Origin of the sequence: Undibacterium cyanobacteriorum (assembly GCF_031326225.1) — a bacterium.
Taxonomy (GTDB): domain Bacteria; phylum Pseudomonadota; class Gammaproteobacteria; order Burkholderiales; family Burkholderiaceae_D; genus Undibacterium; species Undibacterium cyanobacteriorum.
In genome coordinates, this window is the sequence record NZ_CP133720.1 from 2,966,943 (window position 1) to 2,989,913 (window position 22,971).

19 protein-coding genes (1 of these 19 cut by a window edge) are annotated in these 22,971 nt (G+C 49.0%); 7 read left to right on the forward strand and 12 right to left on the reverse strand.

The window, feature by feature from the left end; all coding sequences use genetic code 11:
* The 12 genes from RF679_RS12445 to mpl all read right to left on the reverse strand — a co-directional run.
* On the reverse strand, positions 1-2,836 hold the 5' end (the start) of the coding sequence (locus RF679_RS12445; RefSeq protein WP_309480953.1) for a Calx-beta domain-containing protein. It extends 9,926 nt beyond the left edge of the window; the window shows 2,836 of its 12,762 coding nt (coding positions 1-2,836); it begins with the start codon at positions 2,834-2,836; the stop codon falls past the left edge of the window.
* Between the two features lie 91 nt (positions 2,837-2,927).
* Complete coding sequence (locus tag RF679_RS12450) at positions 2,928-3,542, reverse strand: response regulator transcription factor (protein ID WP_309480954.1); 615 nt, start codon at positions 3,540-3,542, stop codon at positions 2,928-2,930.
* Between the two features lie 2 nt (positions 3,543-3,544).
* Positions 3,545-4,957: an HlyD family type I secretion periplasmic adaptor subunit gene (locus tag RF679_RS12455; protein WP_309480955.1), complete on the reverse strand. Its 1,413-nt coding sequence runs from the start codon at positions 4,955-4,957 to the stop codon at positions 3,545-3,547.
* Positions 4,954-7,110, reverse strand: a complete 2,157-nt coding sequence (locus tag RF679_RS12460; RefSeq protein ID WP_373921778.1) for a type I secretion system permease/ATPase — start codon at positions 7,108-7,110, stop codon at positions 4,954-4,956. Before RF679_RS12460 ends, RF679_RS12455 begins: the two co-directional genes overlap by 4 nt.
* A 269-nt stretch (positions 7,111-7,379) precedes the next feature.
* Positions 7,380-8,342, reverse strand: a complete 963-nt coding sequence (gene corA, locus RF679_RS12465; protein ID WP_309480957.1) for a magnesium/cobalt transporter CorA — start codon at positions 8,340-8,342, stop codon at positions 7,380-7,382.
* Positions 8,343-8,357: 15 nt separating this feature from the next.
* Positions 8,358-9,047 carry a monofunctional biosynthetic peptidoglycan transglycosylase gene (gene mtgA / locus RF679_RS12470; protein WP_309480958.1) on the reverse strand — a complete coding sequence of 230 codons (690 nt, stop codon included), beginning with the start codon at positions 9,045-9,047 and terminating at the stop codon, positions 8,358-8,360.
* 12 nt (positions 9,048-9,059) lie between these two features.
* Positions 9,060-9,920, reverse strand: a complete 861-nt coding sequence (gene aroE, locus RF679_RS12475; RefSeq protein WP_309484014.1) for a shikimate dehydrogenase — start codon at positions 9,918-9,920, stop codon at positions 9,060-9,062.
* 49 nt (positions 9,921-9,969) lie between these two features.
* Positions 9,970-10,881, reverse strand: a complete 912-nt coding sequence (locus RF679_RS12480; RefSeq protein WP_309480959.1) for an energy transducer TonB family protein — start codon at positions 10,879-10,881, stop codon at positions 9,970-9,972.
* 105 nt (positions 10,882-10,986) lie between these two features.
* Positions 10,987-13,050, reverse strand: coding sequence for a ribonuclease catalytic domain-containing protein (locus RF679_RS12485; protein WP_309480960.1), 2,064 nt, complete (start codon positions 13,048-13,050; stop codon positions 10,987-10,989).
* A gap of 90 nt (positions 13,051-13,140) precedes the next feature.
* Entirely contained in the window at positions 13,141-13,764 is a 624-nt protein-coding gene (locus tag RF679_RS12490) for a chorismate--pyruvate lyase family protein (RefSeq protein WP_309480961.1), read from the reverse strand.
* Positions 13,757-14,323, reverse strand: coding sequence for a YqiA/YcfP family alpha/beta fold hydrolase (locus tag RF679_RS12495; RefSeq protein ID WP_309480962.1), 567 nt, complete (start codon positions 14,321-14,323; stop codon positions 13,757-13,759). The genes RF679_RS12490 and RF679_RS12495 overlap by 8 nt, the downstream gene beginning before the upstream one ends.
* Positions 14,320-15,744, reverse strand: coding sequence for a UDP-N-acetylmuramate:L-alanyl-gamma-D-glutamyl-meso-diaminopimelate ligase (mpl, locus tag RF679_RS12500; protein WP_309484015.1), 1,425 nt, complete (start codon positions 15,742-15,744; stop codon positions 14,320-14,322). The genes RF679_RS12495 and mpl overlap by 4 nt, the downstream gene beginning before the upstream one ends.
* A gap of 159 nt (positions 15,745-15,903) precedes the next feature.
* Between mpl and RF679_RS12505 the strand changes: the two genes are divergently transcribed.
* The 7 genes from RF679_RS12505 (at position 15,904) to RF679_RS12535 (ending at position 22,859) form a co-directional block, all read left to right on the forward strand.
* On the forward strand, positions 15,904-16,500 hold the full coding sequence (locus tag RF679_RS12505; RefSeq protein ID WP_309480963.1) for a hypothetical protein: 597 nt from the start codon (positions 15,904-15,906) through the stop codon (positions 16,498-16,500).
* A gap of 99 nt (positions 16,501-16,599) precedes the next feature.
* Complete coding sequence (locus RF679_RS12510) at positions 16,600-17,130, forward strand: TlpA family protein disulfide reductase (protein ID WP_309480964.1); 531 nt, start codon at positions 16,600-16,602, stop codon at positions 17,128-17,130.
* A gap of 258 nt (positions 17,131-17,388) precedes the next feature.
* Entirely contained in the window at positions 17,389-17,826 is a 438-nt protein-coding gene (gene aroQ / locus RF679_RS12515) for a type II 3-dehydroquinate dehydratase (protein WP_309480965.1), read from the forward strand.
* Between the two features lie 122 nt (positions 17,827-17,948).
* Complete coding sequence (gene accB / locus RF679_RS12520) at positions 17,949-18,422, forward strand: acetyl-CoA carboxylase biotin carboxyl carrier protein (protein ID WP_309480966.1); 474 nt, start codon at positions 17,949-17,951, stop codon at positions 18,420-18,422.
* 150 nt (positions 18,423-18,572) lie between these two features.
* Positions 18,573-19,937 (forward strand): acetyl-CoA carboxylase biotin carboxylase subunit, encoded by a 1,365-nt coding sequence (gene accC / locus RF679_RS12525; RefSeq protein ID WP_309480967.1) that lies wholly within the window; start codon positions 18,573-18,575, stop codon positions 19,935-19,937.
* A 167-nt stretch (positions 19,938-20,104) separates the two neighbouring features.
* The gene (prmA, locus tag RF679_RS12530) at positions 20,105-21,016 is read left to right on the forward strand and encodes a 50S ribosomal protein L11 methyltransferase (protein ID WP_309480968.1); all 912 of its coding nucleotides are present in this window, start codon (positions 20,105-20,107) and stop codon (positions 21,014-21,016) included.
* Between the two features lie 16 nt (positions 21,017-21,032).
* Positions 21,033-22,859: a DUF3426 domain-containing protein gene (locus tag RF679_RS12535; RefSeq protein ID WP_309480969.1), complete on the forward strand. Its 1,827-nt coding sequence runs from the start codon at positions 21,033-21,035 to the stop codon at positions 22,857-22,859.
* Positions 22,860-22,971: the final 112 nt, after the last annotated feature.

A 22,971-nucleotide genomic window follows, 5' to 3' on the forward strand; every position in this document is an offset into this window, starting at 1 on the left:
TGACACTACCGGTCAATGGACTCCAATTCACACCATCTGTTGAATATTCTTGAGCCCCTGTATCGGTACCCAAGGTCGCTGTACCGGAACTTGGTGTCACACTGACATTCGTTGCCGTGGTGCTGGTGCCACTCAAGTTCACTGTGAAGACTAAGTTGCCGCCTTCGCCCACGGTTGGACTGCTGACGGAGGTCACAACCAAGCGGTCATCATCACCACCGCCTGTACCCGTACCGTCATCATGGATCGTGGTCGTCACACTACCCGCTGCAATCGTCGCATTGCTTGGGCTACTCAAATTCACTTGGAAATTCTCTGCACCTTCAAACACCGCGTCGTTGCTGATCGCCACCGTGAAAGTCTTGGTGGTTTCGCCTGGCGCGAAAGTCAAAGTACCGCTACCAGCAGTAAAATCATTACCCGCAGTTGCCGAACCGTTGGCCGTGCTGTAATTGACACTGATCGGCGCTTGGCTCGCATTACTCAAACTCACGGTGTAAGTAACTGTACCTGCAGCCTCATTCACATCAGCGGGTCCACTCAAACTGATTTTTGGCACTCCACCATCGATGATAGTACCAACGCTAGAAATAGCAGAAGTGTTCTGAGGCGTCGCCGCGCTCAAGCTAATTGTCTCGCTGCCCTCAATCACACCATCGTTAATCGTCGCAACACGCACCTGGAAGCTACTGCTGCCAGCAGGTACGCTTACGTTGCCAGTCAATGGACTCCAAGTCACTCCACCGTTTGTAGAATATTCTTGAGCGCCAGTATCTGTGCCGAGAATCGCAGAACCAGAACTTGGTGTCACGCTGACATTCGTTGCCGTTGTACTGGTGCCACTCAAGTTCACCGTGAAGACCAAGTTGCCGCCTTCACCCACGGTTGGGCTGCTGACTGAGGTCACGACCAAGCGGTCATCATCACCACCGCCTGTACCCGTTCCATCATCATGGATCGTCGTTGTCACACTACCCGTGGCAATCGTCGCATTGCTTGGGCTGCTCAAATTCACTTGGAAATTCTCTGCGCCTTCAAACACTGCGTCGTTATTGATCGCGACCGTGAAAGTCTTGGTGGTTTCGCCTGGAGCAAACGTCAAAGTTCCTGTGGATGCAGCGAAGTCGCTACCTGCGATCGCTGTGCCGTTCGCAGTACTGAAATTCACAGTGACTGGCGCAACATTCGTTTTGCTCAAAGTCACGGTATAGGTGACCGTTCCCGCAGCTTCATTGATATCAGTTGGGCCAGACAAACTCAAACTTGGCACAACACCATCACCGATGGTACCCGTTCCACTCAGTGGGCTAGTGTTATGTGGAGTCGCTGCAGTTAAACCTATCGTTTCATTTCCTTCCAAAATTCCATCAACGACAGTTGCAACACGCACTAAAAGTTCAGTCGATCCAGCCGGAATGTTCACAGATCCAGACAACGGTACCCAAGTGACGCCGCCATCCACAGAAACCTCTTGTGTACTGGTATCCGTTCCGAGCGTTGCACTACCCGATTGCAAACTAAGACTAACTGGCGTTGCCGTAGTACTCACACCAGACAATTTTACGGTAAAGACTAAATTACCACCTTCATCGGTAACTGGATTATTGATCGATGCAACCACCGGACGATCATCACTCGTCGCACCTGTGCCAGTACCATCATCCTTAATAATGACCGTAGCGGAACTTCCCGTGACCACCACGTTACTACCGTTTGTGAGCGACACCGTGAAATTCTCTGGCCCTTCAAACACCTTGTCATCTGTAATGGGAACCGTAATTGTCTTAGTCGTTTCACCAGGCGCGAACACGACACTACCGATTACCGAAGTAAAGTCTGTTCCCGACTGCGCCGTGCCATTACTCGTGGAATAGTTAATAGCGATACTCGCAGGACTAGCTTCACTTAGTTGGACCGTGAAGGTCACTGTCCCTGCGGCTTCATTAATCTCGACAGGTCCAGAAATACTTGCATTAGGTACGGCGCCGTCAATAATCGTACCCTGTCCTGTCACAACATTTGCGCTGGAGGACGTACTCGCAACTAAGGAGACAGTTTCATTACCTTCGATCACGCCGTCTCGCACTGTTCCGACACGTACAATCACTTCACTAACACCGACTGGCACTTGCACCGTGCCATTCAAAGGTGTGAAAGTCACCCCTCCATCAACGGAAACGAGAGTCGTACTAGTATCGACACCTACAGTCGCGGAACCGGAACTCAATGCGAGCGTCAAAGGTGTGACTGTCTGGGTCGTACCCGACAATTTCACGACAAATTCTTGCGCAGTACCTTCGCTCGAGCTAGAACCAGAAACTGAAACAACGGACACTTCTTGCACCGCCGGAGCTGGCGCATTGGATTGAGAGTCTGCGGTTGTCCCACTGGCGGTAACCTGAGTATCGATAGAGCCTGGCGTGACGCCTTCGGCGATGCGATCAAGGCGAACAAAGCCGTTCCCGTCTCCTGCGTCACCGCCGCCCAAACCAGCGGCAGTCTCTTCTAACAATTTATCGAGGCTATTGCCACCGATAACGGCATTTGCAACGTCTTGAGCATTCGCAGGCGGCAAAAGCGCATTGGCGTTTGGATCAACTTGAACTGGATCAAAGACGCTCTGATCTAAGGTGACGGTCTCATTCGCACGAACGAGGTAGCTACGTCCCGAATCAAAGGCTAATTCAACTTCACTGCCAGCAGCAGCGACGATGACGTCTTTTTCGTAGATAACATCACCGATTTTTAGAACATGTTGCGACCCATCAGCTGCCTTAATAATTGCAGTCCCTTTGATCGCGATGACTTTACCGATGATATTTGTTGAATTTGCCATGTCAGAACTCCAGACGGAAACATTGATTTTCCGACGATAGCAAATGAATTTCTCCAAGACAATTGTACCAAAGTACAGTCAGTGAAAAAATTTAACTTTCTTTAACTAATAATGCGAGTTGGAGGCGACTTTTTAAGCCCAATTTCTCCAGAACTGCACCGACATGCGCCTTTACCGTGCGCTCGGTGATCGACATTTTTTCGGCGATAACGCGATTCGGCAAACCATTTGCCACCATCACCGCAACCTCTCGCTCGCGAGTAGTCAAAATGTTATCCCATTTCGTATTGACGACTTTAGCGATATCTTGTGCTGGCACTTGATTTTCAAGCAAGCGATGCATGATCGCCTCGCCAATCCAGATACCGCCCTGCAACACTACACTCGCGACATTCGCTAGCACACTCATTCCTGAATGTGTATTGCAATAGGCCTTAGCCATGATAGAAAACGCGGCGAGTGCTTCAAGGTCACTTGGCAGGTCACTCATGATAACCAGTTTGCCATGCGGGAGGCATTTGCGAATCGTCGCGGTTTGAGCGGCAATGGTCGCCCCTGGCGCAAGATGAAACCAAATCAAGCCAGAGAAACTCAAGTCGACATCAGTAAAATCTTCGCTAATCAGCTGAATATTGGGTTCAAGCTCGAGGAGCGCCGAGGGAACCTGATAATGCAACGAGTAAAAATAGCTTTCACCAAAACTCATTCTTACCTCTCAGTGAAAGCAGATTGTTTAGCACGCAATACTGGCTTGAGCAAATAAGTCAAAATGGTCTTTTTGCCAGTAATGATATCAACCTCGGCGACCATACCAGGGATAATCGGTTGGCCACCGGCAAGCCGCGAATTATTCGTAGCGACCCTCACCGTATAATAAGTAAAGCCGCGCTCATCGGTGATGGAATCGGCGCCGATATGCTCAACCTTCGCGTCAAGACCACCATAGGTTGAAAAATCGTAAGCTGTAAACTTCACGACCGCTTTCTGGCCTGGTACTAAGAAAGCAATATCTTTCGGCGCTACTTTAGCTTCTAAAATCAGCTTGCCGTCGAGTGGGACCACTTCGACCACATCGCGCCCCGGTTGCACCACGCCACCAACAGTGTTCACCAACAATCGCTTGACCGTACCACGTACCTGACTACGAATCGCTGACTGTTTGACCTTGTCCACCAACCCTGCACTCGACTGCACCAAGGAGTTCAGGCGCGACATGGTTTCAGATAATTCTTTACTCGCGTTGTTTCGCACAGCGAGTTCCACCTCTTGGATTTTTCGCGTTGCCTCGGCCATCGCTGCGGTCGCTCGTGCGACCTGAGCAGCCGCGACATCTCGCTCTCCTTTAAAACGCGTCACATCGCGTTCTAAACGCAATATCTCAACTTCAGAAACAGCGCCAGAACTCAACAATGGCTTTGTCACGTTCAATTCTTTCGCGGTCGACTCATAGGCATTCGCTGCCTGCCTTTGACGAGCCAATGCTTCCGCTTGTTCTTGACTACGCTGCTGGTATTGTTGACGCGCGATTGACACTTGCGCATTCAATTCATTTGTCACATTTTCATACAGACGCTGCTCTTCTTCAGCTGTTTTTGGATCTTCCTTCACCACCTCTTCAGGGGCGACGTAAGGGGTTCCTTCACCAATTGCTCGCAAGCGCGCTGCTTTGGCCGTCAAGGATAAATACAAAGAACGATTCTCTTTCACCGATGACTCGAAACGTGTCGTATCAATCTGCAGCAAGACCTGCCCTTCATTGACGACCTGACCTTCTTTTACCAGAATCTCTGTGACGATCCCGCCATCCAAACTTGGGTACACTTGCAGCTGTTGAGAAGGGATCACTTTGCCTTCGCCTTTGGTAATTTCATCGACATGCACCAAAGACGCCCAAACGATAAAAATGACTACGCTTAACAATACAAAGCGCGTTAGCACCCGTGCTTGAATTGGCTCCTGCTGGATGATGATGCTTTCGGCATCCTGCATGAAATCGGATTCGGGTATTTTGGCATCATCATTCCAACGCTTCAACCATTGGCCTGGGGCAAAGCCCATCATTAAGCGAACACGTTCCAGCATCGCCAACAGAACATATAAGAAACGACGCGCCGGCTTCATACTCGAGCCTTTCCAATTTGACCGGTCTGCAATGCGTGCATCACCTTATCGCGTGGACCATCGGCGACTACTACGCCACTATCGATCACAATAACCCGTGTCGCCAAATCCATCAGACTTGGTCGATGAGTCACGATCAGCATGGTTTTGTGCTGTCCATACTTAGCAATCCTATCTTTGAACTGCGCCTCCGATGGATAATCCATGGCACTGGTTGGTTCGTCCAATAACAAAACCGGCGGATCAAGTAACGCGGCTCGCGCAATCGCAATACTTTGACGTTGGCCTCCTGAGATCGACTCGCCACGCTCGCGAATGACCATATCAAAACCCTCAGGATGACTATTCACAAACTCCTGCAAACCGGCAAGCTCTGCCGCTGCCAGCACTGCGCGATCATCGGCGTACGGCGCACGAATCGTAATATTCTCGCGCAGCGTGCCATAAAAGAGCATCGAATCTTGTTCAACATAACCCAAATTTCGACGTAAATCCGCAGGATCAAGCTGTCGCAAATCGACTCCGTCGAGCATTACTGCACCTTTGGTTGGCGCATACAGCCCCAAAATCAATTTGTGCAGCGTCGATTTACCAGATCCAATACGGCCAATAATGACGACTTTTTCGCCCGGCATGATATTGAAGCTTACACCTCGCAAGGCCTCTTCTTTTCTGCCTGGATAACTAAAGTGGACATTCTTAAATTCGATTTGTCCCTTGATCTCTGGACGATGTACAAAGGCTGTTTCATCACTGCGTTCTGTTGGTGTTGCCATGATTTTTTCGAGCGACGCTAATGAGTTCTTTGCTCCCTCAAACTGCAACATCAGTCCGACTACCTGAGCAACGGGGGTCATAGCACGTCCTGCCAACATGGTTGCTGCAATCAAACCACCCATCGACATCATCCGTTCTTGAATGAGATAAACGCCGGCAATAACGACCGCGACATTCACTAACTGCTGAATTGTCGAAGCACCATTGATACTGGAGGAAGAAAGTAGCTTTAGTTCAGAATTCACCTTAGCCAAGAACGCAGTCGTCTTTTCCCATTTGGCCTGCATTTGACTCTCAGCACCGTGCGCCTTGATCGTTTCCAAGGCGGTGAGGCTTTCCACCAAGGTTGAGTTGCGCAAAGCAGCTGCACGGAATGTGGTCTCCGAAAGTTCGCGCATTTTGTGCTGCACAGAGTAGCTATAAATGACGACCAAAATAATGCCAATAATTGGCAACAAGACCAAGGGCCATGCAATCCAAATCAAGGTCAACAAAAACAGAATCGCAAACGGTAAATCAATCATCGCCGTCACCGTGGCCGAGGCGATGAAATCACGAACAGTCTCGAAAGAGCGTAAATTCGAGGCAAAAGCGCCAACCGAAGCTGGTCGTTCAGACATCCTCATACCCAACACTCGCTCCATAATGAGAGCTGAGAGTTTGAGGTCAATACGACTACTGACAAGACTGATGAAGTGACCTCGCATCAAGCGAATGATGTAATCCAAAATCAGGACTAACACAATCCCGCCAGAAAACACCCACAAAGTCTCGACCGCAAAGTTGGGGACAACGCGGTCGTACACATTCATCGTATATAGAGGCATTGCGATGGCAAAAATATTAATCAACAACGCTGCAGCTAAGATATCTTTGAAGATCGATTTTTGCTCAAGTACTGCGCCCCAAAACCAGTGCTTTTGAGGGACCTGCACCAACGGAGGTGTTCTTTGATCAAAACGAAAGTGCGGACGTGAAAAGATCGCTACGCCGATATAGCGAGCGTTCAATTCTTCCAAAGACATGGTGACTGCACCCTGCCCTGAATCAGGCAACAACACTTGCGCTTGAGTACCATCTTCGTTCCACGCTTGGAGGAGGCAAGCTTCATTATTCTGCAGCAAAAGAATGACAGGCAATAAAGCTAAATCGATCTTACGTAAATCGCGTTTCACCACTTTGGCGGAAAAACCCGCATGTGCTGCCGCTCTCGCGAATAGCGATGGCGTGAGTCCTTCCGGCAACAGAGGCAATCCGGCTGTCAAGGCCGCGCGCGTGCTTGGTCGGCCATGAATACGAGTCAATTCAACTAAACAATCAAGCAAGGGATCTCGATGAAGTAAATCTTCTCGAATGCCAACCGAAGGCGCTCCCATTTGGAAGCGAAGCGGTGATCCTGATGTTGCAGGTGTGTCGTTTTGGCTCATTCTTTATACCCGGGAATTTGAAACGTGGACATTGTTAGCCAGATTCTGGCCGAGCGTACTTGTGACGCGCCTTCAATGAACATGGGTCGGGTTGATTCTACAACAACAAAAAATTTCCCGAAAGTAAATTACGGGAAATTATTGTCGAGCTTACATTCATTAACAATTTGTCATACTGAAGTGTTTGACAGCACAGGCCGCACAATTTCTGAGATGCTCTATTTCAGCCAACCACGCTTTTTAAAATACAAGAGCGGTGTCACGGCAGACGCGAACATCAAAGCCAAAGCATAGGGATAACCCAAGTCCCATTTCAATTCCGGCAAGATTGAAAAATTCATACCGTAAATACTGGCGATCAAAGTCGGTGGCAAAAATGCGACAGACGCAACCGAGAAAATCTTAATCACTTTGTTCTGATTAATATTAATGAAACCGACTGTGGCATCCATCAAGAAGTTAATCTTATCGAACAAAAAGGAAGTGTGGCCATCCAGCGATTCAATATCACGCAGAATCTGACGCGCCTCTTCAAACTGCTCTGCATTCAATAACCTACCACGCATCAAAAAGCTCACAGCACGACGGGTATCCATCATATTACGGCGAATACGTCCGTTCAAATCCTCCTCTTGAGCGATTGCATTCAAGGCGACGGCCGCATCTTGATCTGAAAATTCCTTCTTAAGAACCGCGCGACTCACAGCTTCGAGATTTTGATAAACCCCTTCGAGGGCATCAGCGGAATATTCAGCATCAGTTGCGTACAAATCCATCAATACGTCTTTATAGTCCGCGATCGAACCTGGACGAGAACGCGCCCGCATCCGCACTAAGCGAAATACGGGCAAATCAATGGTATGGACAGAGAACAGAATCTCGCGCGCTAAAATAAAAGCCACTGTCACAGTTTGCGCGGTTTCAGACTCATCGATCAAAAAATCCGTTCGCAAATGAAGATCGCCATTATCAGCTTCGTAGTAACGCGCTGAGGCTTCGATATCCTTCACCTCATCTTCGCCAGGCAAAGTGACTCCGTAAATACCTTTAACCCATTCACGCTCTTCTTCGTTGGGGTCTGTCAAATCAACCCAAATTGGTAGCGTATTTTGAAGGTCTTCACGGCTTTCAATATGAATCTGACTCAATCGTCCATTATGTAAAACAAAAACATTAATCATGGTGGTCTCCCGTTCTTAGGGCAATTCTGCGTAATTCATACGACGCAGTATCATTTCTGTTCTTTTCTGCAAATAAGCAGAGCCTTGGTTCTTATCGTAATAGCGAGGCTTCGGCAACATCACACCTAAACGCGCCGCTTGCGGCATCGATAGCTTCGATGCACTTACCCCATAATAATGCTGCGAGGCGGCTTCCGCACCAAACACGCCGACACCCCACTCCACTACATTCAAATAGATTTCGAGAATACGCTCTTTATCCATACACATCTCGAGCATATAAGTAATGATTAATTCCTCGCCTTTACGGAGGTAGCTTCGCTCACCTGACAAGAAGAGGTTTTTCGCCAGCTGCTGAGTAATGGTGGAACCACCCGAAACGACTTTGCCCTTTTTCTTATTCTTCTCGTAGGCTTTTTGCAGTGCCTCCCACTCGACTCCATCATGATCGACGAACCCATCGTCTTCAGCGGCAATTACGGCTCGTTTAAGATGATTTGAAATCTTGTCATAGCTAACCCACTTATGCTTCAGCACAAACTTCGGGTCTTTCTCCTGCAGAACGACTTCTTGATGACGCATAAAACTTGTGGATTCTGGATTATGGTTAATCCACCACAAGATATGCACCAAGTAATACAGCTGCACCAGCAAGAATAGGCTTACTGGAAGTACGAATAGCCAAAGAAATAATTTCTTCTTCAAACCGAAACCCCATTAAGTACTTAAATCTTTTGCAGCACTCAAAGCACCGCGCAATTGTGCGAAAACACGCTGGGTATCCGGCCGCACCCCTCGCCAAATTGCAAACGCCTCCGCTGCCTGTTCGATCAGCATTCCCAAACCATCGCGCACCATCGATCCCGCATTTTGCGCATTTTTGAGAAATGGGGTCAATTCAGCCCCATACATCATGTCATACGCGAGACTTTGCGGTGCATAAAGAGTGTTCGGCAGAGCGATTGATTCACCCATCAAACTCGCCGAACTCGCATTAATGATCAGATCAAACTCGCCCGACACATCTTGAAATGAACTTGCCGTGCACACGTCCTTCTCAGAAGTCCATTTGCTCGCCATCGCAACCAATTCTTCTGCTTTAGACACAGTACGATTGCTGATCAGAACCGACTTTGGTTGTTGCTCTAAAAGTGGCAATAGAGCACCGCGTGCCGCCCCACCGGCGCCAATCAGTAAAACACGTTTGCCACGAATAGCGAAGCCGGCGTTGACGACAATATCGCGTACTAAGCCAACACCATCGGTATTATCACCTTCAATTTTGTCGTCTACAAAGCGTAAGGTATTCACAGCGCCCGCGCTCTCTGCGCGCTTACTCAGTCGATCACACAAGGCAAATGCTTCTAACTTAAACGGAACAGTGACGTTCGCGCCGCGTCCATTTTGTTGTGCAAACTCGCTCACTTCGGCCGCAAAACCATCCAAGGGTGCGAGTCGGGCTTCGTAGCGCAATGCTTGCGCAGTTTGCTCGGCAAATAGGCCATGGATCAAAGGTGATTTACTGTGTGCGATTGGATTACCAAACACACAGTAAAGATCGGTTTCGCTCGCTCCTATCTTTGAAATAAGATCGTCGCGTTCGCCAGCGGCACGATCAAGTACATTACTATTCACGAACCCTCCCCCCGCGCATCTCGGTCTCTAATTGTTGGTCGCGCGTAAATTTAAATTGCGTTACCACAATCCAAATATCGTCCTTATCTTTCGATCTCATATTGGGTGGGAAATGTCCATACGGCGCCGCTTTTCGAACAATACGAAGTGCTGCGGAATCAAGTTCAGGAATGCCAGAAGATTTTTCTACTTTTGGCCCACCCTCTTTTTCGTAGATCGTACCGTCTTGAAAAATTGGAATATACACAATCACTTGGCCATACAATTTCTTACCATTGACCTGTGGGAAGTTGATGGTGCCAACGTCTTCGATTTTTTTCTGCAATGCTTTGTAATAAATGGCGTGACCAACCGCTTGCGTACTCGGGGACAAGAAGGTTTTACGTGGGCGCTTATTTTGATCTTCAATCGTTTGCGAGATCTCCGCAATTGAACGCGCTAACGCTTTTTTACTCTCAGACAGGTCGCGTCCATTCTCCGCTTGCTGATCATCAAGCTGTTTTTTATCCAGTACCCTTTGCGACTTCACCGTCGTCTCTTGGCGAACTTGATCTAGTAATTGGCGCTGGCGTTCTTCCAATTCTTGAATCTTCTTTTGCGTCGTCACGACGCTATCACCATCTTCAACGCGTCGCATATCCGGCAACGGCGATTTAGCACGTCCTTGATCGTGCTGACCACCACCATCCAAATTCACTTGCGCCAGTGCTTGTGCGCTAGAGGGACGCTTTTCGTGCTTTGCGTTGACTAGAATAATCTCAAGACCAGGATCCACTGGAGTTACCGCTTCTTGAATCGCGGGAACGAAATGCACCAGCAAAACAACTGCGTGAAAAAGCACGGAGATAAAAATCGCCGAACTCAAAAACACATTATTCAAGATCGTTTTCAGTAACTTATCCAAGCATTCACCAATCTATTTTATTCACCGAGCAATTCACGGAACCAGAAAGCCATCTTGGGTTGCGATCGCTCTCATCGTTAGCATTGAGTGGTTGATTCGACTCACTTATGCCTGTTGAACTTCATCATCCGGTTTTACTTCCTCAGCCACTGTCATTTCTGTTTCCGTTGCCTGAGTAAGTTCGACATTCTCTGTTTCACTCGCCGAGAAATCCTCGACTAGTTCCATTTCATCTTCTGCCTCATCCCCGAGATCTTCAGAGGTTTCGGTACCCAAAACTTCCAAGAAACGTGCCTCGACACTCAAATCCAACTCATCCCAGCGCAAAATTTCCAAGCGCACTTGCGCACCTCGCGCGGCCGCTGGCATACCAGCCATGCGAATGATCAGAGGAATTTCAACTAAACGCAAGACTTCGTCTTTCAAAACAACAGCATCGACCTGACGTTTTTGTTCTTGTCCCAACCAACGCAAGCACCAATAACGTTCCATATTAGTTTGGAAGTCAGCATAGGCAGCATAGGCAGCATCGAAACCAGAGACAATCGCGAACAAGTCAGCGTCTTTGGGTTTGAATGGTGCGACCAAGGCTGCGGTGACACCGTGTTGCACGCAAGCGATGATTTGCCATTGATTAATCAAATCCGTATAGCGTCGCAATGGCGAGGTGCTCCAAGCATATTGATCGACGCCCAAACCTTGATGCGGCGCTGCGTGCGTCACCATGCGCACTTGCATCTTCGCCGCCCAGCCACCACTGCCGCCACCTTGCGCCCGATAGATCCCTGGAATACCGTGATCGGCCAAGAGTTTTCCCCAGGTGCTATTGGCCAAGATCATTAATTCCGCGACGATTTTATCGAGCGGTGCGCCGCGCTTACGGCGAACGATACTGACCACATCGTCTTCCACATAGAAGTTAAAATCGACCCGATTGTTTTGCTCGGGCTTGAGACCAAAACTTTCGCGCTTCGCCATCCGTCCCGCTTCCAACACTTGCGCCCACTTCCACAACAAAGCGATCTCAGCTTTGTGCGGATACTCACCCGCATCATTTGCCAAGTTTTCTTCTGTGACCAAAGCGTCCAAATCGTTATGTCGCAAATTCGCCGCCATGGGCACCATTTCGACTTTGGTTTCGGTGCGCTGAATCTGCCAATCTTGGGTGCTCAAATCGACGTACAAAGAAACGGCGGGGCGCGTTTGTCCTTCGCCTAAGGTGTAGACCTGTACCAGATCATCCGGCAACATGGTGATCTTGTCGCCCGGCATATAGACGGTTGACATTCTTTGACGCGCCATCTGATCAAAGGCGTCATTTCTTTGGATACCAAGACCTGGTGCAGCAATATGGATCCCAACTCTGACCGTATTTGCATCAAGGTGTTGCACAGAAAAAGCGTCATCGATCTCGGTGGTCGTCACGTCATCGATAGAAAAAGCTTGTACCGCAGCTACCGATAAATTCTCGGGTAAGCTCGGCAGCGGTGTCGCGGGAAATCCCACGCCTTTTGGGAAATGTTCCAACAAAAATTTCGACAAGTGAAAATCTTTGGCGTTTTTCAAACCACCGCATGCCAGCATCAATTTAGCAGGCGTGGTCTGCAATTCGGCACAGGCTTCCACCATCGCCTTGTACGAGATACTATTTTTGTCGGGCTTAAATAAGAGTTGCAAGCCAATGCTAGCGAAGGCATCTGGCAAACGGTACTGCTTAAGTTCTTCCACATACGCCGCTTGCACCAGGGCTTGCTGTTTCTTCTTTTCAATCCCAGCCAAGGCCGCTTTGAGATTCTCTTCCGGTGCAGCTTTATAACGACCCCGCCCTTTTTTCTGGAAGTAAATCGGCGACTGGTGTAGTGCCAAAATCAAGCCGGCCAATTCTTCGGTTTTAGGATTCGCGCCGAAATACTCTGCACCCAAATCTGCAAAGCCAAACTCATCGGTGCCAGCCACTTCCCACAGAAAACCGAGGTCGATTCCTTCGACGATACTCTTTGCGTTGGCTAATAAGGCGCCTGGTTCTGGACTCGTAAATTGCAATAGCACATCCTTACTTTTGACCTTAGTCCGCTTACCGCTAGCCAACTCAACTTGATATGCCTCACCTGCCTGTGACAACACGCTACCTGCTTTGAAATCACCAGACTCTTCAAAAAATACATTCATCTTATTTTCTACAATCTCATTTTTACTGTCTCATGATCTTTCATAAGACCTTGAAATTGAACTCAATTGGCTCAATTCCATCATGTTTGATCATTGACCAGAAATTCGTGGCAAGTCCAAAATTTCCGGCAAAAACACTTCTGTTACTAACAAAGGCGAACCTTTACGACGAAATACCGAGCGTCGCGCCCACAAATAAGCGACGTCATCCGCCAATGCATGTACGCGCACTATGCGCTGCATCAAGGGATGGCGACGTCCCAAACGCGCGAAATATAACTGCCCTCGTTCGACTTGCGGATCACTGAACAAGGTCGAACCTAAAGAACGATTCCCCAGCGAAGCGAACAAGGGCCAATGACTCGCATTGGCATCCAAGGACAATACCGTATGCGCATACACCACGGCACGTTCATCACAGCGCAATAACACTTCACGTTCGGTGACTTGAGTAACTCGCGGCAAACCCAAAGCATGAAACTCATCACGCAAACACATCGCCCGTCCTTGTCGCAAACGTTGCACACGAAAACGCGAACTGCGCGCCACCAAGCGAGCCGTCAAGGAATCGCGGTTGCTTAGCCAATCTTGCATCACTTCACTCGTGTGTATCGCACCGATATGCGAATGCCAGCGCGGGAAACGATGGCGCAACTGCTCCTTGGCTAGGTCGGACTGCGGAATCATCAATTCATCCGTCGCAAACTCACGCATCACAAAAATCCACCACCATTTGCAAATAGTCTGCGAACTCACTAATGCCGTGATCGCTCCCTTCAATCACAAACTGTTGAGCGCCTGCATAATGCGCGACCATTTCGCGCCAATCTAATACTTCATCCCCCGTCGCCGCCATCAAGAAATAGCGCTCGGGTTTGGTAATTTTGTCGACTGCCAATGCCTTCAATTCATCAACATAGGCGGCCTTAAACTCAAACTCTTCGCCCGTGTGGTAATTGGTCGTGATGCCAACATAGCTTGCTAATTCGCGCGGCGGTTTTACTGCGGGATTCAACAACACCGCTTTGCAATTCAATTCCTCAGCAAGAAATGTCGCGTAACAGCCGCCCAGCGATGAACCAATCAAACTCCATTCCTGCTCAGGATGTTGCTGCACAATCGAGCGCGCCAAAGCAATCGCGGCGGCTGGCGAAGCGGGCAAGGCTGGGCAAACGAATTCATGTGAACGTCCCTGCTCCCGAAAATAATCGGTGAGCAAGCGTGCCTTGAAAGACAATGGAGAAGAACGAAATCCGTGCAAATACAGAATCATGCGTTTGTCACCACTTGCGCCGTTGCACTAACATTCGCATTCAAACCTTGTAGCGCATCCAAGAGCTTTTGGTGAACGCCGCCGAAACCACCATTACTCATGACCAAAATACTATCGCCTGCTTGGCTCGCTGCGACGATATCAGCAACCAGCGGCACCAAATCGTGATACGTCTTTACTTTATCACCCAAAGGTGCAAAGGCTTCGGCGAGATCCCATCCTAGCGCATCTTTGCCACTCAACGCGCCATAAGCAAACACCAAATCAGCGGTTTCCAAACTAGCTGGTAAAGCTTGTTTCACTGCGCCCATCTTCATGGTGTTTGAGCGCGGTTCGAGTACCGCCAAAATACGGCGCGTACCAACACTTCGACGCAGACCATCCAAGGTGGTTTGAATGGCGGTGGGATGATGAGCGAAATCATCGATCACGCGCACACCATTCACTTCACCACGCACTTCCATACGACGTTTCACATTCACAAACTTGGATAGGGCCTCAATTGCCGTCGCCGCTTGCACACCGACATGGCGTGCTGCCGCGATCGCAGCCAGGGCATTCATTCGATTGTGCGCGCCGTTAATATTCCACTGCAGATGCCCTTGCACTTCGCCGCGATACAAGACCTCAAAATGATCGCCTTCAGTGACGCGCATTTGCCATTCCGCCTCACTCGCTGACGCTGCGGAGAAACTCTCTTTTTCACTCCAGCAACCACGCTTGACGACACGCTGCAAACTCGCTTCATCAGCGTTGACAACCAACCGCCCAATCCCGGGCACCGTCCGCACCAAATGATGGAACTGGGTTTCAATAGCGGCGAGATCAGGGAAAATATCTGCGTGATCGTATTCGAGATTATTCAAGACTGCGGTCTTGGCGTGGTAATGCACGAATTTGCTGCGCTTATCAAAAAACGCGGTATCGTATTCATCGGCTTCAATCACAAAAAAGTCTGAAGCTTTATCGCCATGCAAACGCGCGGAGATACCGAAATTCAAAGGCACGCCACCGATCAAGAATCCAGGTGCGTACCCCGCATATTCCAAAATCCAAGCGAGCATGGAGGATGTCGTGGTTTTACCATGTGTACCCGCCACCGCTAGTACCCATTTGTTACGCAAGATGTGTTCACCCATCCATTGTGGGCCCGAGACATAAGGCAGACCACGATTCAGAATCGCTTCCATCAATGGATTGCCACGTGAGACCACATTCCCAATCACAAAGAGATCGGGCTGCAAATCCAGCTGCTCTTCGCCAAATCCTTCGATCAGACGTATCCCTTGTTGCTCCAACTGTGTGCTCATTGGTGGATACACGTTGGCATCACAACCGGTGACCGTATGTCCTGCTTGTTTCGCCAGAGCGGCCAAGCCGCCCATAAAGGTGCCGCAAATACCTAGAATATGAATGTGCATAAACTGCAATGCTTTCTTCTTGTTATGTACTGAAATGGCGAATGAACTAAGATGCCAGTCGATTAAACCCTGTTCATCGCCCACTTCTGTAGCATGTGCTATCGATCTCGACATTCTACCCGACAGACGAGGTTTAGCCGAATACGATATGATATGCACATGACAAATTTCAACTTTCCAGAAACAGACCGACTTGCGCAATTGCGTTCAGAAATCGCGATGCAAGCAGCGCGCTTAATCGCCGAAGAAGGCTGTGAATACAGTACCGCCAAGCGCCGCGCCGCCAAACAAGTGCTCGGCAATCAAAAAATTAACGGCAATGTCTTGCCAGACAATCAGCAGATTGAACAAGAAGTTCGCGAATACCACGCCCTTTTCTGTGCGGATACCCAACCACAACGCCTTCGGGAATTGCGCTTGATCGCGATCGAAGTGATGGAGAAGCTCAGCCAGTTCAATCCCTACCTGATTGGCGCGGCCATGAATGGTACGGCGGGCGAACATTCTGATATTTATTTGCATTTATATACAGAAAATGCCAAAGATCTGGCCATCTTCCTACTCAATCTCGGCATTGACTTCGAAGTCTCTGAACACGGCAATCGACGTGGCGAAGCTTCCGAAACCTTAAGCTTCATGTTTAAACGCGAAGCGGTACATTTGATGGTGCATGACTTTGACGATCTCAAACACACCGATCGCAATGAGCGCGCCGATCTCAATGCGGTGAAACAATTGCTGGCGGAATCAGAATAAAGTGAACTGTTTAAAGTGATGAGACCACGAGTCCGCGCATCAAAATACTAAGCAAAATACGAACCAAAGCATCCATAAAACATCGTTAAGGACTTATTTATGAACAAAAACCTACTGAAGATGGGCCTTACCGTCGCCATTTTCTGCGCCGCCGCTGGCGCTTATGTCGGCAACAAACGTTTGGAACCCAAAACGCCGGTTGATGGCGCCGTGCAAAAGCTGGTCAGCCTTAACTTAAAAGATGCCAAAGGTGTGGTGCAACCCTTAAAACAATGGCAAGGCAAATTCCTCGTCGTGAATTTCTGGGCAACGTGGTGCAAACCCTGCGTGCAGGAAATGCCAGAACTAGCTGAACTCCAAACCCAACTTGCAGGCAAAAATGTGCAACTACTTGGCATCGGCATCGATACACCCAACAACATCAGTGAATTCGCAGAAAAATACAAAATCACCTACCCCGTTTTTGCAGCCGGCATGGAAGGCACCGATATTTCGACTGCCATGGGCAATCAGGCAGGCGGCCTGCCATTTACTGTGTTGGTCAACAGCGAGGGTAAGATCGTGAAATCTTATTTTGGCCGACTCAAAATGGAAGAACTGCGTGCAGATATACAGAAATACAACATTTGAACACAATGACAATCCCCGCCGAGCCGTTCTAACAAGAGCCACTCAAATTATCAATCTCACAAGATAAACATGCGCGGATGGCTGGCATGCATAGGTTTGCCGCCATCCCCAAGTCAGCAAAGTGCACGGTCGGCTCACTCTTTCCCTTCCCAAGCCAAGTTTTTTACAAGAAATATACAGACGAGCGTGCTTTTTTGCTTGCCAAGCCCACACAAGTAACGGCAAAATGCTGCTAACTTCTGCAAATAATCTAACAATATGGCTCAAAAGCTTCTTCTGCTGAACGGCCCCAATCTCAACTTATTGGGCACACGTGAACCAGCAATCTATGGTTCTGCCACGCTACAAGATATTGAAAACGCAGCAATTCAACAGGCACAAGCTCAGGGCGTAAGCCTTGTTTGTTTCCAAAGTAATCACGAAGGTCAATTGATTGATCGTATCCATGCAGCAAGATCAGAACAGATCGACGCGATTGTGATTAACCCTGGTGGACTGACACATACTAGTGTTGCTTTACGCGACGCTTTGAGTGGTGTGGCAATTCCATTTATCGAAGTTCATATTTCCAATATTCACCAACGCGAAGCATTTCGGCACCATTCTTTTTTATCAAGTGTTGCCAAAGGAGTCATTTGCGGACTCGGTACCGATGGCTATCGTTTAGCAATTGACTTTGCACTAAAAAACCTTTAAATTCTCGCATCTTCACGCAATTAACTCATATTTATACAATAACTTTTGATTGCGTACTTTCCAATAACAGTCGATAAGGCGCTACGAGCGCACTTTTTCGCACCTCTTTCAGGAGATTTCACATGGATTTAAGAAAACTTAAAACCCTCATCGACCTCGTTGCTGAATCCGATATTTCGGAATTGGAAGTGACTGAGGGCGAAGGTAAAGTCAGAATCGTGAAATCTGCACCAGCAACACAAGGTCAGGTCATGATGATGCAACCACAATTGCATCATGCGATGCCAGCACCAGCAGCGGCACCAGTCGCAGCGCCAGCAGCACCGGCTGCGGCTGCACCAGCAGCGGCGCCAGCAGTTGAAGGCCACGTTGTTAAATCCCCAATGGTTGGCACTTTCTACCGTGCAGCATCACCAGGCTCCGCTCCATTTGTTGATATTGGCAAAAACGTCAACAAAGGCGACACACTCTGCATCATTGAAGCGATGAAACTCTTGAACGAAATCGAGAGTGACTTCTCTGGCAGCATCAAACAAATCTTGGTTGAAAATGGTCAGCCAGTTGAATACGGTCAACCTTTGTTCATCATTGGCTGATCGCAGCAGAAGCTTGCTTGCGCATTGAAGCCAAGAACAGAACCTCAAATTCGAGCATTACAACAATCAACAGTTCTTAGCTTCATCGCATCAAGCTTATTGGCCTTAACAGCCTCAACCTAGGCTCTAACCTCTGCCAAAGTAAACATCATGTTTGAAAAAATTCTGATCGCCAATCGTGGCGAAATTGCTCTCCGTATTCAACGCGCTTGCCGCGAAATGGGTATCAAAACCGTGGTTGTGCACTCTGAAGCTGACCGCGAAGCCAAGTACGTGAAATTGGCGGATGAGTCCGTTTGTATTGGTCCAGCGGCATCTCCGTTAAGTTACCTCAACATGCCAGCCATTATCAGCGCTGCCGAAGTAACCGATGCGCAAGCCATCCATCCCGGCTATGGCTTCTTGTCTGAAAACGCTGATTTTGCTGAGCGTGTCGAACAGTCTGGCTTCGTCTTTATCGGTCCACGTGCTGAATCCATCCGTTTGATGGGCGATAAAGTCTCAGCTAAACATGCCATGATCGAAGCGGGCGTACCTTGCGTACCTGGTTCTGATGGTGCCTTGCCGGACGATCCAAAAGTCATCGTGCAAACAGCGCGTAAAGTCGGCTACCCAGTCATTATCAAAGCGGCTGGCGGTGGCGGTGGTCGCGGTATGCGTGTGGTTCACACTGAAGCCGCTTTGCTCAACGCGGTGACGATGACCAAGACAGAAGCTGGTGCAGCCTTCGGCAATCCAGAAGTCTATATGGAAAAATTCTTGGAAAATCCACGTCACGTGGAAATCCAGATTTTGGCTGATCAACACGGCAATGCGATTTGGTTAGGCGAACGCGATTGCTCCATGCAACGTCGCCACCAAAAAGTGATCGAGGAAGCGCCAGCTCCCGGCATTCCACGTAAATTGATTGAAAAAGTCGGTAATCGTTGCGCCGAAGCCTGTAAGAAAATCGGTTACCGCGGCGCTGGTACTTTTGAATTCTTGTACGAAAATGGCGAGTTCTATTTCATCGAAATGAATACGCGCGTTCAAGTGGAACACCCAGTGACAGAGATGATTACTGGTATCGATATCGTGCAAGAGCAAATTCGAATCGCCTTTGGTGAGAAATTGCGCTTCAAACAATCCGATGTTGAACTGCGCGGTCATGCGATCGAATGCCGTATTAATGCTGAAGATCCTTTTAAGTTCACACCATCACCAGGCCGCATCGCGACTTGGCATACACCTGGTGGCCCAGGCATTCGCGTCGATTCTCACGCTTATGCTGGCTACTTCGTACCGCCCAATTATGACTCCATGATTGGTAAAGTGATCTCGTATGGCACGACGCGTGAACAAGCGATACGCCGTATGCAAATTGCTTTATCCGAAATGGTGGTTGAAGGCATTCAAACTAATATTCCTTTGCATCGTGAATTGATGGTCGATGCGCGCTTCATCGAAGGCGGCACCAATATTCACTATTTGGAACATAAGTTGGCAGACATGCCTGTCCTCAAAAAAGACAAGTAATCGATAGCAAAAAGTACTTGAGGATCACTGCAAAGCACCTCGACACCGCAGTAGACGAACAGCAAACGCGATTGAGATATCATATTCAATCGCGTTTTTTGATTTACACTGTCACTTTCACAAGCACGACCTTGTGTAGCGACATTTGACCAGAACGAAAGAACAGCATGGCTTGGATAGAAATTATTATTGAAGTTGCACGTGATCACGCAGAAAACCTATCCGATGCCTTAATGGAAGCTGGCGCCCTCTCGGTCTCGGTCGAAGATGCTGATGAAGGGACTGATGCTGAAAAACCCCTGTTCGGCGAACCTGGCATGGAACCCACCGAACATGCATGGGAACGCAGTCGCGTGGTTGCCTTAGCAGATGTCGATGCAGATCATACGGCCATCGTGGCGGATGCAGCAGCAGCGATTCAGTTGGCCGACACACCAAGTTTCACTACCCGCAAAGTTGAAGAGCAAGATTGGGTGCGACTCACGCAGTCCCAATTTGAGCCTATCCACATCGGCAAAAACATTTGGGTCGTACCAAGCTGGCATGATGCCCCGGATGCGAATGCTCTCGTACTCGAACTTGATCCTGGTTTAGCGTTTGGTACTGGTAGCCATCCAACTACACGTCTGTGCATGGAATGGCTGGAAGCCAATGCGCCAGAAAGCCTCACTGTTTTGGATTATGGTTGTGGCTCCGGCATCTTGGCAATGGTTGCCAAAAAGCTGGGCGCGCAACACGTGGTCGGCGTCGATATCGACCCACAAGCGATTGAATCAGCAAACTTCAACGCAGAAAAAAATCAATGTGAAATCGAATATGCCTTACCAGAAGCCTTTGGTGAAAGCTATCCAGCCGCACACCAATTCGACGTGGTGGTTGCCAATATTTTGTCGAGCCCGCTGAAATTGATGGCGCCAATGTTATCCGGTCGCGTGAAGGCTGGTGGTGCTCTTGTTTTATCGGGCGTACTCGCACGTCAAGCAGAAGAAGTCGCGGCAGCTTACGCACCCTTCATTGCACTGAGCGTTTGGCAAGAACGTGAAGGTTGGGTCGCCTTACACGGCCGTAAAGCGTCTTAATCAGTTGAGGTAAGACATGGCTCTCGCAACGCAATGCCCACACTGCTATACCAGTTTTCGTGTCGCCAATGATCAGCTAAAACTTCACGCTGGCATGGTGCGTTGCGGTGCTTGCAAACACACCTTTAACGGCATTGAACATCTACTCGCCCCCGGCGAGGCTCCACGAACACCGCCGAGCCAAGAGGAAGCAAGTACTGCCGCTACACCAATCGCACCTGCAGTCCCTGAAGAAGGCCAGAACACTGGACAGGAGACGGCACAGGAGGCCAAACATGCGGTCGAAATCGAGGCCGGGGCCCCCGCCCTCGAAGCAGAAACAACTCTTCCTTTTGATCATACGGCACCAAGTTCTACTGCCGATGAATCTTTAGGCAGTGATTCCCCTGCAAGCACGACCGATTTGGAAAACGACGAGTCAGAAACCACCATCGAATCCGAAACACCAGCAGCATCTGATGTCACGACTGCCGCAGCGACAGACGCTGTTGTAACTGAGAAGTCTTCGACTAATTCGAGCGCCAAGCAGCTGCAGGAGCAGGCCGATGAAGAAAGCGTGCCTGAAGAATTCGCCGAATATTTGGGCTCAGCTTTTGAAAAGACAGGAAAAGAGGAAATAGAAGAAATAAGCTCTTCCCCACTGCCCTTCGACGAGCCGGCTGAGGAGCAAGAGGTAGCAGCGCAATTAGTAAGTGAAGAGCACAGCCCTAATCAGCAAGAGCTCGATGACATCGCTCTATTCCAAGAAAAGCTTGCTTCGTTTGCGGCAATGGTCGAGACTCCCTCCACGGAAGACGCGATCCAACCGCATTCCGAGGATCTCGATACGGCCGAACACTATTCCTCGCAGCTAGAATTAATCGATGCGCAAGGCGATGCTCATCCTGCTGATGAAAACACCGAAAGTAGTACGCCCGAACTCGACCCTGTTGACTTGGAAGCGTCAGCAGCGGAAATGCCTGCAACAAAAGCACAGACTTCATCGCTGACTGCAAGCTTAGATTTTGAATTAAGCGACGAAGAACGCACATGGCAAGAATCTGCAGAACTTAGCCAAATCGAAGTCGAAACGAAAGCGGTAATTGCAGCGACTGACGATAAAACTTACTCGCGCCACGAGCCTGTATTCTCGGACGATACTGTTTTAGAAGATGATGTTGAACAAGACTTGCAATCACTGCTCGATGAACACGAGAGCCAACAGCTTGAGAAACAAGCGATCAAAGCAAGTCCACCTCAAAAAACCGAACCGAGCTTCCATGAGCCAAGTGAAAGCACCACGGATCATGTATCGCCAATCGACGTTGAGTCAGAAGAGCAGCCAGATTTCATGGTGCAAGCCGAACGTGCACATCGTTACGAAAAGCTCAAAACATTCGGGCTTATACTTGGCGTCTTAATCTTATTGTTGGCAGCAACAGCGCAGACGGTCTATTTCATGCGTTCCACCATTGCTGCGCAATATCCGGCAAGCAAACCTCACCTACAGAAAATGTGCGCGCAAATTGGCTGTGAGATTAAGCTACCAACACAAATTGAAAATATCGTCGTCGAAGGTACCGAATTAACGACCTTAAGCCAAGAGCCGCACGTGCTCCAACTTGCGGCACAATTCCGTAACAAGAGCAATACAGCTCAAGCATGGCCGATGTTAGAACTCGTCTTGAAAGATAGTCGTAATCGCCCGGTACTGCAGCGTGTGTTCAAACCGGAAGAATATTTGGAAACGCCAGCTAATGTAACCAAAGGCTTTGCAGCTAATTCTGAGAGTGCAATCAAAGTCCACTTTGAGTTAAGCACCGCCAAAGCCGCTAACTACGCGGTTGAGGTTTTCTATCCATAGACGCTTCGCAGATGGGGAATGCTGGGCATATCCCCCTCGGGAAGCTTATTAGGCACCAATGAAGTTTGGGACTTTTTGCGTCGAAAAATTTTATCGACATCCCAGCCGGGAC

Excerpts from the sequence above, each read along its gene's own strand:
- mpl (WP_309484015.1), bottom strand. The coding sequence starts at position 15,744 with ATGCACATTCATATTCTAGGTATTTGCGGCACCTTTATGGGCGGCTTG.
- RF679_RS12455 (WP_309480955.1), bottom strand. The coding sequence starts at position 4,957 with ATGAAGCCGGCGCGTCGTTTCTTATATGTTCTGTTGGCGATGCTGGAA.
- RF679_RS12510 (WP_309480964.1), top strand. The coding sequence starts at position 16,600 with ATGAACAAAAACCTACTGAAGATGGGCCTTACCGTCGCCATTTTCTGC.
- RF679_RS12490 (WP_309480961.1), bottom strand. The coding sequence starts at position 13,764 with ATGCGTGAGTTTGCGACGGATGAATTGATGATTCCGCAGTCCGACCTA.
- accC (WP_309480967.1), top strand. The coding sequence starts at position 18,573 with ATGTTTGAAAAAATTCTGATCGCCAATCGTGGCGAAATTGCTCTCCGT.
- RF679_RS12505 (WP_309480963.1), top strand. The coding sequence starts at position 15,904 with ATGACAAATTTCAACTTTCCAGAAACAGACCGACTTGCGCAATTGCGT.
- RF679_RS12495 (WP_309480962.1), bottom strand. The coding sequence starts at position 14,323 with ATGATTCTGTATTTGCACGGATTTCGTTCTTCTCCATTGTCTTTCAAG.
- RF679_RS12450 (WP_309480954.1), bottom strand. The coding sequence starts at position 3,542 with ATGAGTTTTGGTGAAAGCTATTTTTACTCGTTGCATTATCAGGTTCCC.
- accB (WP_309480966.1), top strand. The coding sequence starts at position 17,949 with ATGGATTTAAGAAAACTTAAAACCCTCATCGACCTCGTTGCTGAATCC.
- RF679_RS12460 (WP_373921778.1), bottom strand. The coding sequence starts at position 7,110 with ATGGGAGCGCCTTCGGTTGGCATTCGAGAAGATTTACTTCATCGAGAT.
- aroQ (WP_309480965.1), top strand. The coding sequence starts at position 17,389 with ATGGCTCAAAAGCTTCTTCTGCTGAACGGCCCCAATCTCAACTTATTG.
- RF679_RS12535 (WP_309480969.1), top strand. The coding sequence starts at position 21,033 with ATGGCTCTCGCAACGCAATGCCCACACTGCTATACCAGTTTTCGTGTC.
- RF679_RS12485 (WP_309480960.1), bottom strand. The coding sequence starts at position 13,050 with ATGAATGTATTTTTTGAAGAGTCTGGTGATTTCAAAGCAGGTAGCGTG.
- prmA (WP_309480968.1), top strand. The coding sequence starts at position 20,105 with ATGGCTTGGATAGAAATTATTATTGAAGTTGCACGTGATCACGCAGAA.
- corA (WP_309480957.1), bottom strand. The coding sequence starts at position 8,342 with ATGATTAATGTTTTTGTTTTACATAATGGACGATTGAGTCAGATTCAT.